At 74.5% G+C, this 13,730-nt stretch carries 16 protein-coding genes; 8 read left to right on the plus strand and 8 right to left on the minus strand.

Features of this window, described 5'->3' with window-relative positions:
* Nucleotides 1-19 precede the first annotated feature (19 nt).
* On the plus strand, nucleotides 20-286 hold the full coding sequence (locus AB0J00_RS16470; protein ID WP_357746533.1) for a hypothetical protein: 267 nt from the start codon (nucleotides 20-22) through the stop codon (nucleotides 284-286).
* Entirely contained in the window at nucleotides 283-807 is a 525-nt protein-coding gene (locus tag AB0J00_RS16475; protein WP_357746535.1) for an RNA 2'-phosphotransferase, read from the plus strand. The genes AB0J00_RS16470 and AB0J00_RS16475 overlap by 4 nt, the downstream gene beginning before the upstream one ends.
* Here AB0J00_RS16475 and AB0J00_RS16480 read toward each other — a convergent pair.
* Nucleotides 789-1,367 (minus strand): TetR/AcrR family transcriptional regulator, encoded by a 579-nt coding sequence (locus AB0J00_RS16480; protein ID WP_357746538.1) that lies wholly within the window; start codon nucleotides 1,365-1,367, stop codon nucleotides 789-791. The genes AB0J00_RS16475 and AB0J00_RS16480 overlap by 19 nt on opposite strands.
* A 66-nt stretch (nucleotides 1,368-1,433) precedes the next feature.
* On the opposite strand from AB0J00_RS16480, the gene AB0J00_RS16485 reads away from it, so the two are divergent.
* On the plus strand, nucleotides 1,434-1,856 hold the full coding sequence (locus AB0J00_RS16485; protein ID WP_357746541.1) for an organic hydroperoxide resistance protein: 423 nt from the start codon (nucleotides 1,434-1,436) through the stop codon (nucleotides 1,854-1,856).
* A 44-nt stretch (nucleotides 1,857-1,900) separates the two neighbouring features.
* Here AB0J00_RS16485 and AB0J00_RS16490 read toward each other — a convergent pair whose 3' ends face one another.
* Together AB0J00_RS16490 and AB0J00_RS16495 are read right to left on the minus strand one after the other, a co-directional pair.
* Nucleotides 1,901-2,653, minus strand: a complete 753-nt coding sequence (locus AB0J00_RS16490) for an SDR family oxidoreductase (protein WP_357746543.1) — start codon at nucleotides 2,651-2,653, stop codon at nucleotides 1,901-1,903.
* 22 nt (nucleotides 2,654-2,675) lie between these two features.
* Entirely contained in the window at nucleotides 2,676-3,488 is an 813-nt protein-coding gene (locus AB0J00_RS16495; protein ID WP_357746546.1) for a mycofactocin-coupled SDR family oxidoreductase, read from the minus strand.
* A gap of 95 nt (nucleotides 3,489-3,583) precedes the next feature.
* On the opposite strand from AB0J00_RS16495, the gene AB0J00_RS16500 reads away from it, so the two are divergent.
* Both AB0J00_RS16500 and AB0J00_RS16505 read left to right on the plus strand, forming a co-directional pair.
* Nucleotides 3,584-4,162 (plus strand): TetR family transcriptional regulator, encoded by a 579-nt coding sequence (locus AB0J00_RS16500; protein ID WP_357746549.1) that lies wholly within the window; start codon nucleotides 3,584-3,586, stop codon nucleotides 4,160-4,162.
* Nucleotides 4,163-4,200: 38 nt separating this feature from the next.
* Nucleotides 4,201-4,980 carry an SDR family oxidoreductase gene (locus tag AB0J00_RS16505; RefSeq protein ID WP_357746552.1) on the plus strand — a complete coding sequence of 260 codons (780 nt, stop codon included), beginning with the start codon at nucleotides 4,201-4,203 and terminating at the stop codon, nucleotides 4,978-4,980.
* A gap of 123 nt (nucleotides 4,981-5,103) precedes the next feature.
* Here AB0J00_RS16505 and AB0J00_RS16510 read toward each other — a convergent pair whose 3' ends face one another.
* A complete protein-coding gene (locus AB0J00_RS16510; RefSeq protein WP_357746555.1) occupies nucleotides 5,104-5,979 on the minus strand; it encodes a LysR substrate-binding domain-containing protein in 876 nt (291 codons plus the stop codon).
* Between the two features lie 124 nt (nucleotides 5,980-6,103).
* Here AB0J00_RS16510 and AB0J00_RS16515 point away from each other — a divergent pair, with 124 nt between their 5' ends.
* On the plus strand, nucleotides 6,104-6,829 hold the full coding sequence (locus tag AB0J00_RS16515) for an SDR family oxidoreductase (RefSeq protein ID WP_357746558.1): 726 nt from the start codon (nucleotides 6,104-6,106) through the stop codon (nucleotides 6,827-6,829).
* A gap of 83 nt (nucleotides 6,830-6,912) precedes the next feature.
* Here AB0J00_RS16515 and AB0J00_RS16520 read toward each other — a convergent pair whose 3' ends face one another.
* From AB0J00_RS16520 to AB0J00_RS16535, 4 genes are all read right to left on the minus strand, one after another.
* On the minus strand, nucleotides 6,913-8,016 hold the full coding sequence (locus tag AB0J00_RS16520) for a ring-opening amidohydrolase (protein WP_357746561.1): 1,104 nt from the start codon (nucleotides 8,014-8,016) through the stop codon (nucleotides 6,913-6,915).
* A 26-nt stretch (nucleotides 8,017-8,042) separates the two neighbouring features.
* The gene (locus AB0J00_RS16525; protein WP_357746562.1) at nucleotides 8,043-8,990 is read right to left on the minus strand and encodes a carbamate kinase; all 948 of its coding nucleotides are present in this window, start codon (nucleotides 8,988-8,990) and stop codon (nucleotides 8,043-8,045) included.
* A 68-nt stretch (nucleotides 8,991-9,058) separates the two neighbouring features.
* A complete protein-coding gene (locus tag AB0J00_RS16530; protein ID WP_357746565.1) occupies nucleotides 9,059-9,412 on the minus strand; it encodes a hypothetical protein in 354 nt (117 codons plus the stop codon).
* A 104-nt stretch (nucleotides 9,413-9,516) separates the two neighbouring features.
* Nucleotides 9,517-10,338 (minus strand): PHP domain-containing protein, encoded by an 822-nt coding sequence (locus AB0J00_RS16535; RefSeq protein ID WP_357746567.1) that lies wholly within the window; start codon nucleotides 10,336-10,338, stop codon nucleotides 9,517-9,519.
* Between the two features lie 79 nt (nucleotides 10,339-10,417).
* Here AB0J00_RS16535 and AB0J00_RS16540 point away from each other — a divergent pair, with 79 nt between their 5' ends.
* Nucleotides 10,418-12,664: a DEAD/DEAH box helicase gene (locus AB0J00_RS16540; protein WP_357746570.1), complete on the plus strand. Its 2,247-nt coding sequence runs from the start codon at nucleotides 10,418-10,420 to the stop codon at nucleotides 12,662-12,664.
* Between the two features lie 53 nt (nucleotides 12,665-12,717).
* Nucleotides 12,718-13,347, plus strand: coding sequence for an alpha-ketoglutarate-dependent dioxygenase AlkB (locus AB0J00_RS16545; protein WP_357746572.1), 630 nt, complete (start codon nucleotides 12,718-12,720; stop codon nucleotides 13,345-13,347).
* Nucleotides 13,348-13,730 lie beyond the last annotated feature (383 nt).

Consider the following 13,730-nt stretch of genomic DNA (forward strand, 5'->3'; position numbering starts at 1 on the left):
CGCCGACGAGAGGAACCCCATGGCCACGTGCGAGGTCTGCGGCAACGACTACCGGCTCAGCTTCGAGGTGCACGCCGCTGGCGCGGTGCACACCTTCGACAGCTTCGAGTGCGCGATCCACGCCATGGCACCGGTGTGCGAGCACTGCGGGGTGAAGGTCGTGGGCCACGGCGTCGAGGCCGACGGCGTCTTCTTCTGCTGCGCGTCCTGCGCCCGCATGCACGGCGAGCAGTCCAGCGCGAGCGAGCTGGTCGACCACGCGGGCCGGGCGCCGGACGAGCGGTGACCGACGTCGTCCGGACCAGCAAGCGGCTGTCCTACGTGCTGCGGCACCACCCCGACAGCGCTGGCCTGGTCCTCGACGAGCACGGCTGGGCGGACGTCGGCGCGCTGCTCGCCGCCCTGCGGCTGACCCGCGCCGAGCTGGACGACGTCGTCGCCCGCAACGACGATCAGCGGTTCGCCTTCGACGCCACCGGCACCCGGATCAGGGCCAGCCAGGGGCACAGCATCGCCGTCGACCTCGGCTACGCCCCCGCCGTCCCGCCCGACGAGCTCTTCCACGGCACCGTCGAGCGCTTCCTCCCCGCCATCCGGGCCGAGGGGCTGCGGCCGGGCAACCGGCACGCCGTGCACCTGAGCCCGGACGCCGCCACGGCCCGGCGGGTCGGCGCCCGCCGCGGCCGGCCGGTGGTGCTGCACGTCGACGCCGCCGCGATGGTCCGCGACGGCGCCACCTCCACCCGCTCCGCCAACGGGGTGTGGCTGGTCGACGCCGTCCCGCCGCGCTACCTGGCCGAGGCCTGACCCAGCAGCTCGCGCACCCCGGCGTCCAGCGCGGCCTGCGCCTGCACGGGGTCGGCCAGGTATCCGGCGACCATCGCGCCGTCGCGGAGCACCAGCCAGCGGCGGGCGGCGTCCGCGGGGTCGGGGTGGCCGACCGCCGCGAACGCCGCCCGCACGGCGGTCTCCAGCCACTCCCGGTGCGCCCGCACGGCGCGGCGCACGGCGCTGTCCGGGTCGGGGTTCTCGGCGGCGGCGTTGATGAAGGCGCAGCCCCGGAAGCCCGCGCCGCACAGCTGCTCGCCCAGCGCCGCGGTCAGCCCGCGCAGCCAGGCCGCCGCACCCTCGGCGTCCGCCGGCACCTCGCCCACGCGCTCGCGCACCGCCCGGTCGACGCCCTCGAGGTAGGCGACGACCAGGTCCTCCTTGCCGGGGAAGTGCCGGTAGAAGGTCGCCCGGGTCACCGACGCCTCGGCGATGACCCGGTCGACGCCGACGCCGCGCAGGCCCTCGGCGTAGAAGAGCGCCGAGGCGGTGCGCAGCAGGCGCTCCCGGGCCTCCGACGTCCGAACCGCGCTGGTCATGGGGTCACGGTACCTGTTACGGTTGGGCAGAACGACCGTTCTGTCTCTCTGACTGAGGAGCGCTTCATGGCTGCCGTCTACACCGCCGTCGCCACCGCCACCGGCGAGGGCCGCAACGGCCACACCCGCACCGACGACGGCCTCATCGACCTCGACCTCAAGGTGCCCACCGAGATGGGCGGCCCCGGCGGTGGCGCCAACCCCGAGCAGCTGTTCGCCGCCGGCTACGCGGCGTGCTTCCACGGCGCGCTCAAGCTCGTCGCCGGTCAGCAGAAGGTGCGGTTCACCGACTCCGCGGTCACCGCCGAGGTCGGCATCGGCCCGAACGGCACCGGCGGGTTCGGCCTCGAGGTCACTCTGCACGTCGAGCTCGGCGGCATCGACCAGGTCGAGGGCGAGAAGCTCGTCGAGGCCGCGCACCAGGTGTGCCCGTACTCCAACGCGACCCGCGGCAACATCCCGGTGACCCTCGAGGTCGTCACCGCCTGACGGTCCCCGGACCCGCACCTGCCGGTGCGGGTCCGGTCGCCCGGTCAGCGGGAGCGCGTGGCCAGCCAGTCGTCGAACCGGGCGGCCACGATCCGCTCGTCGTGCACCCCGGCCGCGGCGTCCGAGCACAGCCACCGGATCGGTGCGGCCATCACGTCGGCCGGCAGCAGGTGGGCCGGATCCGCGCCGGCCGGGATCATCCCGGTCGCCGTCGCCCCACCGGGCAGCAGCAGGTTCACCGTCACCGGGCTGCCGGCCAGGTCGGCGGCCATGATCCGGGACAACGCCTCCGCCCCGGCCCGCGAGGGGCCGTAGGGCACGAAGCCCTGCCGGTTCATCGTCGAGTGGTTCATCGAGACGTTCACCACCCGGCCGCTGCCGGCCTTCAGCAGGCGTGGCACCACCTCGCGGGCGACGAGGAAGTAGCCGGTCAGGTTGGTGTCCACCACGTCGCGGAAGCCGTCGGGGGCCACCGCCCAGAACGGCTGCGGCTCGGTGAGGAAGTGCGGGTTCACCGTCCGCATGCCGATGCCGGCGTTGTTGACCAGCACGTCGAGGCCGCCGAGGACGTCGAACGCCTCGGCCACCCCGCGGGCGACGTCCGCCTCGCCGCGCACGTCCATCGCCACGCCGGCCGCACCCATCGTGGCCGCCGCTCGGGCGGCGCGATCGGCGGACCGGGAGGTGACGACCACCTGCGCCCCGGCGTCCACCAGGGCCCGCGCCATCGCCTCCCCCAGCCCGCTCGTGCCGCCGGTGATGAGCACGCGTGCGCCGTCGGCGCGGAAGTCGGTCACGTCCCCCGACGCTAGGCGCGTCTCAGCGGGTCAGCGTACCCAGGTCGACCGGCAGCTGGACGCCGGTCACGTGCCGGGCCTCGTCCGACGCCAGCCAGGCCACCGCGTTCGCGATGTCCTCGGGCTGGGACACGGGGTCGGGCAGCGTCTGCATGAAGATCGGCCCGAGGGTCGCGGCGTTCTCCTGGATCAGCGGCTGCAGGTCGTCGACGGTCATCCCGGTGGCCACGCCGTGCGGGTGGATCGTGTTGACCCGGATGTTGTACTGCCCCAGCTCGTTGGCCATGGTCCGGGCCAGCCCCACGACTGCGTGCTTGCTGGCCACGTAGTGCCCCAGGAAGGGCAACCCGCGCAGGCCGGCCACCGAGCTGGTGATGATGATCGAGCCGCCGGTGCCCTGCTCGATCAGCCGCGGCACGGTGGCCTTCGCGGTGTGGAAGACGCCGGTCAGGTTGGTGTCGATCGTCTCCCGCCACTGCTCGGCGGTGATCTCCCACGACCGCGCGGCCGAGCAGATCCCGGCATTGGCGACCACGACGTCCAGCCGGCCCAGCTCCGCCACGCCCTCGTCGATCGCCGCCTGCAGCGCGTCGAGGTCGCGGACGTCGGCCTCGCGGGCCACGATCCGCCGGTCCTCGGCCTCGACCAGCCGGACCGTCTCGGCGAGGTCCTCGGGTGTGGGGCCGGGGTAGGCGGTGGTGGCCGCGCTCGCGTTGACGTCGACGGCGATCACGTCGGCGCCCTCGCGGGCCAGCCGGACGGCGTGCGCCCGCCCCTGCCCGCGCGCCGCCCCGGTGATGACGGCGACCTTGCCCTCCAGCCGACCTGCGGCCATGCCCACTCCCTCGCGTCCGGTTGCACTGAGTGCAACGTGATGGCCATCACCCTAGTGGCGCACCGGCCGCTGGCAAGGGCCGTTAGCGTTCCGCCGTGCACCCCGTCCCGGCCCGCGAGCAGCAGCGGCGCGACAGCTGGCGCGCGCTGCAGTCCGCCGCCGTCGAGCTGGTCGGCCGGCGCGGGTTCGCCGCGGTCACCGTCGACGACGTCGCGGCCGCCGCCGGGGTCTCCCGGCGGACGTTCTTCAACCACTTCCCGACCAAGGTCGCCGCCCTGTTCGACCCCGACCCGGCCGACGTGGAGCTGCTGGACCGGCTGCTCACCGGCGCCGACGGCTCGGCCGGGCTCTGGCCCGCGCTGCGCGGCGTCTGGCTGGCCTTCCTCGCCGACCACCGCGGCCTGGCGCTGACCCCGGTGCGCCGCCGGCTGGTCGCCGACCCGGAGCTCGCGGCGCACATGCGCTCGGCGCACCTGTTCGTCGAGGTCGCGATGGACCGCTGGGCGGCCGGGCAGCTGCCGGGCGACCCGGTCACCGCCTCGCTGGCCGTGCACACGGCCGGCGCGGTGGTGGGCAGCGCCTTCGCCACCTGGTCGCCCGACGAGCCGCCGGCCGCGTTCGTCGCGGCCGCCGCCCGCGGCTTCGACCGGCTGGCGCCGGCGTTCCCCGGCTGACCGGAACACCCGGTGCGGCCGCCGCCTTGCCACCGGACATGCAGATCGACCTCAGCGGGAGGACAGCCCTGGTCACCGGCTCGTCCCAGGGCATCGGGCTGGCCATCGCGAAGGGGCTGGCGCGGGCCGGGGCGTCCGTCGTCCTCACCGGCCGGGACGCCGGGAAGCTCGACGCGGCCGCCGGCACGGTCGCCGGCGAGGTGCGCGCCGTCGCCGGCGACGTCACCACCGACGAGGGGACGGCGGCGCTGCTGGACGCGGTGCCGCAGGTCGACGTCCTGGTGAACAACCTCGGCGTCTTCGGCGCCCAGCCGGCCCTGGAGATCCCCGACGACGAGTGGCGCCGCTACTTCGAGACCAACGTGCTGACCGCCGTCCGGCTGACCCGCGCGTACCTGCCCGGCATGCAGGACCGCGGCTGGGGCCGGGTGCAGTACATCGCCAGCGACTCGGCGGTGGTCATCCCGGCCGAGATGGTGCACTACGGGATGACGAAGAGCGCGCTGCTCGCCGTCTCCCGGGGCTTCGCCAAGGCCGCCGCCGGCAGCGGGGTGACCGTCAACTCGGTGATCGCCGGCCCGACGCACACCGGCGGGGTCGAGGACTTCGTCTACTCGCTGGTCGACCGCGCGCTGCCGTGGAACGAGGCGCAGCGGGAGTTCATGCGCACGCACCGGCCGCAGTCGCTGCTGCAGCGGCTGATCGAGCCCGAGGAGATCGCCAACATGTGCGTCTACCTCGCCTCACCGCTGGCCTCGGCGACCACCGGCGGCGCGCTGCGCGTCGACGGCGGCTACGTGGACTCGATCCTGCCGTGAGCCGCGTGCCGCTCCGCTCGCGGTGATCATGCAGATGTTGCCCGGTGACACGCCGTGGGGCGGCGTGTCACCGGGCAACGAGTGCACGCTCGGCGGTCCGCACCGGCGCTAACCGGCCGGACGTCAGCGCGCGGTGAGGGCAGTTCCGGCGAGCCGCACGGCGACCTCGGCGAACGCGCGCACCAGCGGGTCCCCGCGGCCGGCCTGCCAGGCGAGCGCGACGACGGTGGCCGGCAGGTCGGCGACCTCGACCACGGCGACGTCGGGCCTCGGGTAGGCGCGGGCGGTCGACGCCGGCAGCGCGACGAATCCCGAGCCGGCGGCGACGTGCTCCAGCTTCTCCTCCACGGTCCGCACGGCCGGCAGGCGGTGCCAAGCGCCCCCGTCGATCCCCAGGTCGCGCCACTCCGGCACCGCGTCGGGGTCCTGCAGCAGGTGGTCGCCGACCAGGTCGGCCAGCCGGAGCCGCTCCTTGCCGGCCAGCGGGTGGTCGGCGGGCAGGGCCGCCACCCGCGGCTCGCCGGCCAGCTGCTCGACGTGGAGACCGGTCCGGTCCAGCGGCAGCCGCACGTACCCCACGTCGACCCGGCCGTCCCGCAGGGTCGTGACCTGGTCGTCCCAGCCGGTGCGGACGACGTCGACCACGACGTCCGGGTGCGCCCGCCCGAACGCCCGGACGGCGGGTGTCACCACGACCCCGGGCATAAAGCCCACCACCAGCACGCGCTCACCGCGGCCCGCCCGGGCCACCCGGCGCTGGACCGCCGCCGCGCCGCCGAGCAGCGCCGGTGCATCGGCCAGCAGCTGCTCGCCGGCCGCGCTGAGCTCGGTGCCGCGGGTGTCGCGCACGAAGAGCACCACCCCCAGCTCGCGCTCCAGCGCGCGGCTCTGCCGCGAGAGCACGGGCTGGGCGATGAACAGCGACTCCGCCGCGCGCCCGAAGTGCCGGTGCTCGGCGACCGCCACGAAGTAGCGGACCTTGCGCAGGTCGAGGTCCATCGGCCCTTCCAGCTCGGCTGATGCCCTGAGGGTATCGGCCGGTCGGGATCAGGTCGTGGACGCCGGGCGCCCGGGGCCCGCAGCGTGGGGCCATCCCACCCGCCCGACCGAGGGAGCCCCACCCATGAACCTCACCGACCAGCACGTCGTCGTCCTGGGAGGCACGTCCGGCATCGGCCTGGCCGTCGCCCGGCAGGCCGCCGAGCTGGGCGCCCGGGTCACCGTCGCCTCCAGCCGGCCCGCCGGTGTGCAGGAGGCGCTCGGGCTGCTGCCCGGCACGGCCGCCGGGCACGCGGTCGACCTCACCGACCCGGCCGCCGTCCGCGACCTCTTCACCCGGACCGGTCCGCTGGACCACCTGGTCTTCACCGCGGGGGAGGCGCTGTCGCTGCTGCCCGTGCGCGAGCTGGACCTCGACCTCGGCAGGGCCCGGGACTTCTTCGCGCTGCGGTACTTCGGCGCGCTGGGCGCAGTGCGCAGCGCACTGCCCCACCTGCAGCCCGGCGGGTCGATCACGCTGACCACGGGGTCGGCCGGCGACCGACCGGACCCGGGCTGGTCGGTGGCTGCCAGCATCTGCGGGGCGGTGTCCTCGCTCACCCGGGCGCTCGCCGTGGAGCTCGCCCCGATCCGGGTCAACGCGGTCGCGCCGGGGGTGGTACGCAGCCCGCTCTGGCGGGACATGGCGGAGGACGCCCGCGAGGCGCTGTTCGCCGCCGTCGGGGACACCCTGCTCACCGGCGCCGTCGGGGAGGTCGAGGACGTCGCCGCGGCCTACCTCTTCCTGCTCCAGCAGCCGTTCGCCAGCGGCAGCGTCGTCACGGTGGACGGCGGTGCGGCGCTGGTCTGACCCCGCCGGGGGTCATGCGGGTGGTGCCCGGTGACCCGCCGCAGGACGGCGGGTCACCGGGCACCAGGTGCAGGTCCGAGCGGTCAGGCCTTGATGATCGCGGCGACCGGGCCGCCGCCGGACGGGCCCTGGTGGACCGCGGCCACCGACACGAACACCGCCGGGTCGCCGGTCACCGAGGCGGCCACGCCACCGACGGTGGCCTTGATCTGCCGGTGCCAGAAGACGTCGGAGTCGTCGAGCATCGCGTTGCGCCGGCCGCGCACGTAGCCGGTCGGGTCGGCCTCGCACTTGAGGAAGACGTTGACCAGGCGGTCGCCCAGGTCGCTGACGTGCGGCCGCTCGGGCAGGTCGAACCCGGCCTGGCGGATGGCGTCCCAGATGCCGTCCTGGTCCAGCGCGTCCTTCATGACCGAGTGGCCGATCCGGTAGTTGCCGCCGTGCCCGCGGGCGTTGCCGACGACCACGATCTGCGCCCGGTCGAGCTCGACGCCCGAGGAGCAGGAGGCCACCGCGCTGAACAGCGACAGGTCGCGCATGACCTGCTCCTGCGTCGGCATCTCGATCTCGCCGAGGGCCACCGCGATGCCCAGCGCAGTCGTCCCGTTGGACAGGTCCATCGAGCCGTGCGGCTCGTCGTAGTAGGTGTCCTTGCCGCGGGACTTGGCGTCCCGGATGGTCTCGATCGTCAGCAGCGGGGTCTTCGTCTGCACGTAGTGGACGTCGGCCGGGTCGGTGATCCCGGCGGCCTCCATCGCCCGGCGCACGCCCTCGGCGACCTTCTCCACCATCGTGATGCGGCCGATGTCCTCGGGCAGCAGGACGTCGCTCATCGCGTAGCCGACGGTCAGCCGCGGCTCGTCGGTCTTCTCCACCGACTCCTCGGGGAGGGTGGCGAAGATCGTGGCGTGCGGGCTGATGACGCCGTCCGTGCCGCCGGACCAGACGATCGGGATCTCCCCGACCTCCTCCTTGCTCCGGCTGCCCTTCTCCAGCAGCACCTCGCGGAACGCGCGGTCGGCGATGATCCGGGTGTAGTCGTTGACGCCGCCGTTGCCCTCCGTCTTGCCGATCACGGCGACGACGCGGTCGGCCTCCATGACGCCGTCGTCGATGAGCTTGGCGAGCTCGGAGGCGTCGCTGACGTTGTGCAGCGGGACCTTGCGGACCTCGATCGGTGCAGGCACAGGGGTTCCTTCCAACGGGGGTGGGGTCAGGACGTGAGGACGGTGCCGACGTCGTCACCGCTGACGGCGTCGGAGATGTGCTCGAGCGAGGTGATGACGGCGCGGCCGGCCGGGTGCCCGGCGACGAACCGCAGCGCCGCGTCGACCTTGGGGCCCATCGAGCCGCGGGCGAACTCGCCGGCCGCGGCCAGCTCCCGCAGCTCGGCGGCGGTGACCCGGCCCAGCGGCCGGGCGTCCGGCGTGCCGAACCCGACCATGACGGCCGGGACGTCGGTGGCGATGACCAGCGTGTCGGCGACCAGCTCGCGGGCCAGCAGGGCGGCGGTGAGGTCCTTGTCGATGACCGCCTCGACCCCGCGCAGGGCCGGCCCGTCGTCGACCACCGGGACGCCGCCCCCGCCGGCGCAGACCACGACGAACCCGGCCGCGGCCAGCGCCGCGATCGCCGGGACGTCGACGACGGACCGGGGCTCGGGCGAGGCGACGACGCGCCGCCAGCCGCGGGCGCCGCGGTCCTCCCAGGTCTGCCCGAGGTCGATGAAGCGCTGGGCCTGCTCGCGCGGCAGGTAGCGGCCGACCGGCTTGGCGGGGGTGGTGAAGCCGGGGTCGGCCGGGTCGACGAGCGTCCGGGTGACCAGGGCGGCGGTGCGCTGGGGCAGCCCGCGGGCGCCGAGGGCCGCGTCGAGCTCGTCGGCCAGGGTGAAGCCGATCGTCGCCTGGGTCTGCGCGACGTTCCAGTCCAGCGGCACCGGCGGGACCTCGTGAGCGGCCAGCTCGTTCTTGACCAGCAGGTTGCCCACCTGCGGTCCGTTGCCGTGGGTCAGGACGACGTGCGCCCCGGTGCCCACGACCTCGGCGATGTGCCCGGCGGCGACGGCGATGGCGTCCCGCTGCGCGCCGGGCGTCGCCGACCCGTCGGGGCCGGTCATCGCGTTGCCCCCGAGCGCGATGACGACGCGGCGGGGGAGGGTCATTGCGCGACCCTAGGACAATTTCCCTTAGCGGTGAAGTAGTTCTTCCCGCCGGGACCGGTGGGGGTGCGTCAGGAGGCGGCGAGCAGCCGGTCGTCCGCGGTCTCGACCGGCGCGGACGCGGCGGCGACCCGGCGCGGCCGGAGCAGCAGCGGGGGCAGCGGCGGCAGCTCGGAGACGGGCAGGACGTGGGCGTCCTCGTCGTCCAGCTCGTCGTCGTCCGCGGCGTACCAGGACTCCGGGTCGCTGAAGGTGGTGTCCTCGGGCTCGCCGGCCGGCTGCACGGCGTCGGCCGGGGCGTCCCAGTGCGCCGCGATCGCGGCGATGGTGGCCATGGCCTCGGCGTGCAGCTGGTCCAGCCGCGCCAGGCCGGCGGTCGCGACCGCCTCGGTGGAGAAGGTGCCGTCCCAGAGCTGCTGCGCCATCACGTGCTCGTCATCGGCAGCTCGCGGGCCTCCCGTGACGGACCGGTCCAGGCGGGAGTGGCAGGTGGGACGTCTGACGCCTCCCGTGACCGCCCGGCGGCCGGTCAGCGGCGCCAGAAGTCGAAGCGGTCCCGGCCGGGCCTGAAGCCGGCCTGCTCCACGACGTCGACGGCCAGCGCGAACTTCTGCCCCACGTTGCCGGGCAGGTGCGCGTCGCTGCCGAAGCTCACCGCGTCACCGCCCGCGTCGCGGTACCAGCGCAGCAGGTCGACCGACCACAACGGGCTGGTCGTGTTCACCTCGAGCGCGCGGCCGCTGGCCGCCAGCGCCCGGAACACCGCCCGGTACTCCTCCTCGAACAGCTTCTCGGGGTACCGGTCGCGCCCGCCGGGCCAGTAACGGCGCGGGTAGTCGCAGTGCGCGAGCACCTGGAAGACGTCGCTGCTGCCGATCATCCCGACCATCTCGGTCAGGTACCGGCGCATCACCGTCTCGGGGTCCTCGGTGCGCAGCAGCCGGTTGACGCCGAGGAGCCGGCCGTCGACGGGCAGCGAGTGCAGCGAGCCGAGGATCCGGTCGACCGGTGCCCGGTCGAGGTGCTCGGCGACGCTGCCGCCGAACAGGTGCGGCTCACCCGCCTCGACGCCGGTCCAGATCCGCAGCTGCGGGAACCGGTCGCGGCACTCCCAGATGGTCTCGGAGTAGACGTCGACGTCGATCGGCAGCTGGTTGGCCGGGAACCGGTCGGTCAGCCCGTCGGCGGTGGCCTTGTCGCGGGCACCCCAGACCGTGAAGTCCAGGTGCTCGGTGAAGGCGACCGCGGGCAGGCCGACCCGGACCGCCTCCGCGCAGGTGGCCAGCATCGACGCCCGCGGCCCGGTGTCCCACGAGAACTCGGAGTGGACGTGGTTGTCGGGCGGCAGCATCGCCGTCATCTTCGCGCGCCGTCCACAGCCTCCGCACGGCGACCCCGGAGTGTCGGTGCCTGCGCCTACGGTCGGGGGCATGACAGCGGTGGCCCCTCCCTCGACCGAACTGGCCGACGAGGCCCTCGCCGTGCTGCGCGAGCTCACCGGCCGGCCCGACGCGGTCTTCCGCGAGGGGCAGGACGCCGCGGTGGCCGCGCTGGTCGAGCGGCACCAGCGGGCGCTCGTCGTGCAGCGCACCGGATGGGGCAAGTCCGCCGTCTACTTCGTGTCCACCGCGCTGCTGCGCCGCCGCGGGGCCGGCCCGACGCTGCTGGTCAGCCCGCTGCTGGCGCTCATGCGCGACCAGGTGGCCGCCGCCTCGCGCGCGGGCATCAAGGCGGTGGAGATCTCCAGCTCCAACGTCACCGAGTGGGACGACGTCAACGCCCGCCTGGCCGCCGACGACGTCGACGTGCTGCTGGTCTCCCCGGAGCGGCTGACCAACCCGCGGTTCCGCGACGAGCAGCTGCCCGCCCTCGTCGACCGCTGCGGCCTGCTGGTGGTCGACGAGGCGCACTGCGTCTCCGACTGGGGGCACGACTTCCGCCCCGACTACCGCCGCATCCGCGACCTGCTGGGCCAGCTGCCGGCCGGCACCCCCGTGCTCGCCACCACCGCGACGGCCAACGAGCGGGTGGTCGCCGACGTCGCCGAGCAGCTCGGCGCCGGCGGGGTCGACGTCACCACCGTGCGGGGTCCGCTGGCCCGCGACTCGCTGCGGCTGGGCGTGCTCCGGCTCGACACCGACCGGGCCCGGCTGGCCTGGCTGGCCGCCCACCTCGAGGACCTGCCGGGCAGCGGCATCGTCTACACGCTCACCGTCGCGGCCGCCGAGGAGACCGCCGCCCTCCTCCGGGACGCCGGCCACGAGGTCCGGGCCTACACCGGCCGGCTGGACGACGCCGACCGCAAGGACGCCGAGGAGGCGCTGCGCGAGAACCGGGTCAAGGCGCTGGTCGCCACCTCCGCGCTCGGCATGGGGTTCGACAAGCCCGACCTCGGCTTCGTCGTCCACCTCGGCGCACCGTCGTCCCCGGTCAGCTACTACCAGCAGGTCGGTCGCGCCGGCCGCGCGGTGGAGCACGCCGACGTGCTGCTGCTGCCCGGGCCCGAGGACATCGCCATCTGGCAGTGGTTCGCCACGTCGTCCATGCCCCGGGAGGACCACGCCGCCGCCGTCCTCACCGCGATGGCCGACGGAAAGGCCTGGTCGGTGGCCCGGCTGGAGACGGTCGCCGACGTGCGGCGGTCCCGGCTCGAGCTGCTGCTGAAGGTGCTGGCCGTCGACGGGGCGGTCGAGCGGGTGCAGGGCGGCTGGCGGTCCACCGGTGTGCCGTGGGTCTACGACGCCGAGCGGTACGCGCGGGTCACCGAGACCCGGGAGGCCGAGCAGCGGTCGATGCTCACCTACGCCAAGCCGGTCGACGCGGCCGAGTGCCGGATGGCCTTCCTCCAGGAGGCGCTGGACGACCCGACGGCAGCCCCGTGCGGTCGGTGCGACGTCTGCGCCGGCCCCTGGTACGCCACCGACGTGCCGGCCGGTGCCGCCGAGGCGGCCTCCGCCCGGCTCGACCGGCCGGGTGTCGAGCTGCCCCCGCGCGCCCAGTGGCCCACCGGTGCCGACCGGCTCGGGGTGCAGGTGAAGGGCAAGATCCCCCCGGCCGAGCAGATCGAGACCGGCCGGGCCGTCGCCCGGCTCACCGACCTGGGCTGGGGTCAGCGGTTGCGCACCCTGCTCGGTGACGACGGCGTGGGCGGCGTCGCGACGCTGGCCGACGACCTGGAGGCCCCGCCGCTCGAGGAGGACCCGGACGCCGCCTACGACGTGAGCCACCGGGTGATCCGGCCCGGCCACGCCTCTGACGCACCACCGGACGACGACCTGCTCACGGCGTGCGCCCGGGTGCTCGGTGCGTGGGACTGGGCGCAGCGCCCCGGCGCGGTCGTCTCCATGCCGTCGCGGCGGCGCCCGGCCCTGGTGGCCGGGGTGGCCGAGGGCCTGGCCCGGGTGGGCAGGCTGCCGTACCTGGGGTCGCTCGAGCTGGTGCACGGCGGTCCGACCGGTCAGCCCGGTGGCAACAGCGCCTTCCGGCTCGCGGGTGTCTGGCAGCGGATCGTCGTCGGCCCCGAGCTGCGGGAGCACCTCGCCCGCCTGGGTGATGCCCCGGTGCTGCTCGTCGACGACCTGGCCGACTCCCGGTGGACGATGACCGTAGCCGGGCGGGAGCTCCGGCTCGCGGGGGCCGCGGCCGTGCTGCCGTTCGCGCTGGCACTCAGCGCCTGACGTTTTCCACAGGTTTTCGAACACATGTGCGAAACCTGCGGTAGCGTGCCGGCATGTCGCTCGCGCACCAGCCGTCCATGTGGGACGTCGCCGAGGAGGCCGCGCTCACGCCGCTCTCCGGGCGGGTCGTCCGGCACCAGCTGAGCCGCGGCGCCTGGGTCGACCACCTGCCGGGCTGGGTGGAGGGCTCCGACGAGCTGCTCGGCGTGCTGCTCGGCGACATCGGGTGGCGCGCCGACCGCCGGCAGATGTACGACCGGGAGGTCGCCGTGCCCCGCCTGCTGCGCTGGTACGGCGGCGGCGAGACGCTGCCCCACCCGCTGCTCACGTCAGCGCGGGAGAACCTGAACACCCACTACGGCCCCGAGCTCGGGGAGCACTTCGTCACCGCCGGCATGTGCCTCTACCGGGACGGCCGCGACAGCGTCGCCTGGCACGGCGACCGGGTCGGGCGCAGCCGCTCCACCGACACGATGGTCGCCATCGTCTCCTTCGGGTCGCCGCGTCCGCTGCTGCTCCGACCAGTCGGTGGCGGCGAGAGCCTCCGGTTCCCGCTCGGGCACGGCGACCTCGTGGTGATGGGCGGCTCCTGCCAGCGGACGTGGGAGCACTGCATCCCCAAGACCACCAAGGCCGTCGGACCGAGGGTCAGCGTCCAGTTCCGGCCCCGCGGGGTGGCCTGAGCGGTCTTCTGCCTGCTCAGCGGGCATGGAGGGTCGTCGGTTGACCCTTGGGGGACCCCCGGTGTGCGGGGTTGTTGGGGGGCGTGTAGTGTTCTTTTTGCACCGAGCGAGAACGGACCGGGCCGCAGGGCCTGGGAAACCGCCGGTTGAGCCCCTGAGGTTCGACTGCTGCGGAGCCGGTGTACTGTGGGATCACCGCCGCGGATGAAGGCCAAGGAATTGGCTGGGGTTCGTGCGCGTCCGTTCCTTGAGAACTCAACAGCGTGCCGAAAGTCAGTGCCAAGTAACAAAACCCCCATGAGCGGTGTCCTTTGGATGCCGTGGGGATTCCTTTGGTTGATTGACATCGAGAGTGCTAGCTCTCGGTTCTCGGCCATGGGTTG

The sequence above is a fragment of the Modestobacter sp. NPDC049651 genome (assembly GCF_040659695.1).
Lineage (GTDB): Bacteria > Actinomycetota > Actinomycetes > Mycobacteriales > Geodermatophilaceae > Modestobacter.

Bases quoted from the DNA above. Each gene is read 5' to 3' on its own strand.
- AB0J00_RS16535 (WP_357746567.1), bottom strand. From the start codon at position 10,338: ATGCTGCCGCCCGACAACCACGTCCACTCCGAGTTCTCGTGGGACACC.
- AB0J00_RS16470 (WP_357746533.1), top strand. From the start codon at position 20: ATGGCCACGTGCGAGGTCTGCGGCAACGACTACCGGCTCAGCTTCGAG.
- AB0J00_RS16545 (WP_357746572.1), top strand. From the start codon at position 12,718: ATGTCGCTCGCGCACCAGCCGTCCATGTGGGACGTCGCCGAGGAGGCC.
- AB0J00_RS16515 (WP_357746558.1), top strand. From the start codon at position 6,104: ATGAACCTCACCGACCAGCACGTCGTCGTCCTGGGAGGCACGTCCGGC.
- AB0J00_RS16495 (WP_357746546.1), bottom strand. From the start codon at position 3,488: ATGGCCGCAGGTCGGCTGGAGGGCAAGGTCGCCGTCATCACCGGGGCG.
- AB0J00_RS16505 (WP_357746552.1), top strand. From the start codon at position 4,201: ATGCAGATCGACCTCAGCGGGAGGACAGCCCTGGTCACCGGCTCGTCC.
- AB0J00_RS16525 (WP_357746562.1), bottom strand. From the start codon at position 8,990: ATGACCCTCCCCCGCCGCGTCGTCATCGCGCTCGGGGGCAACGCGATG.
- AB0J00_RS16540 (WP_357746570.1), top strand. From the start codon at position 10,418: ATGACAGCGGTGGCCCCTCCCTCGACCGAACTGGCCGACGAGGCCCTC.
- AB0J00_RS16530 (WP_357746565.1), bottom strand. From the start codon at position 9,412: ATGGCGCAGCAGCTCTGGGACGGCACCTTCTCCACCGAGGCGGTCGCG.
- AB0J00_RS16480 (WP_357746538.1), bottom strand. From the start codon at position 1,367: ATGACCAGCGCGGTTCGGACGTCGGAGGCCCGGGAGCGCCTGCTGCGC.
- AB0J00_RS16485 (WP_357746541.1), top strand. From the start codon at position 1,434: ATGGCTGCCGTCTACACCGCCGTCGCCACCGCCACCGGCGAGGGCCGC.
- AB0J00_RS16510 (WP_357746555.1), bottom strand. From the start codon at position 5,979: ATGGACCTCGACCTGCGCAAGGTCCGCTACTTCGTGGCGGTCGCCGAG.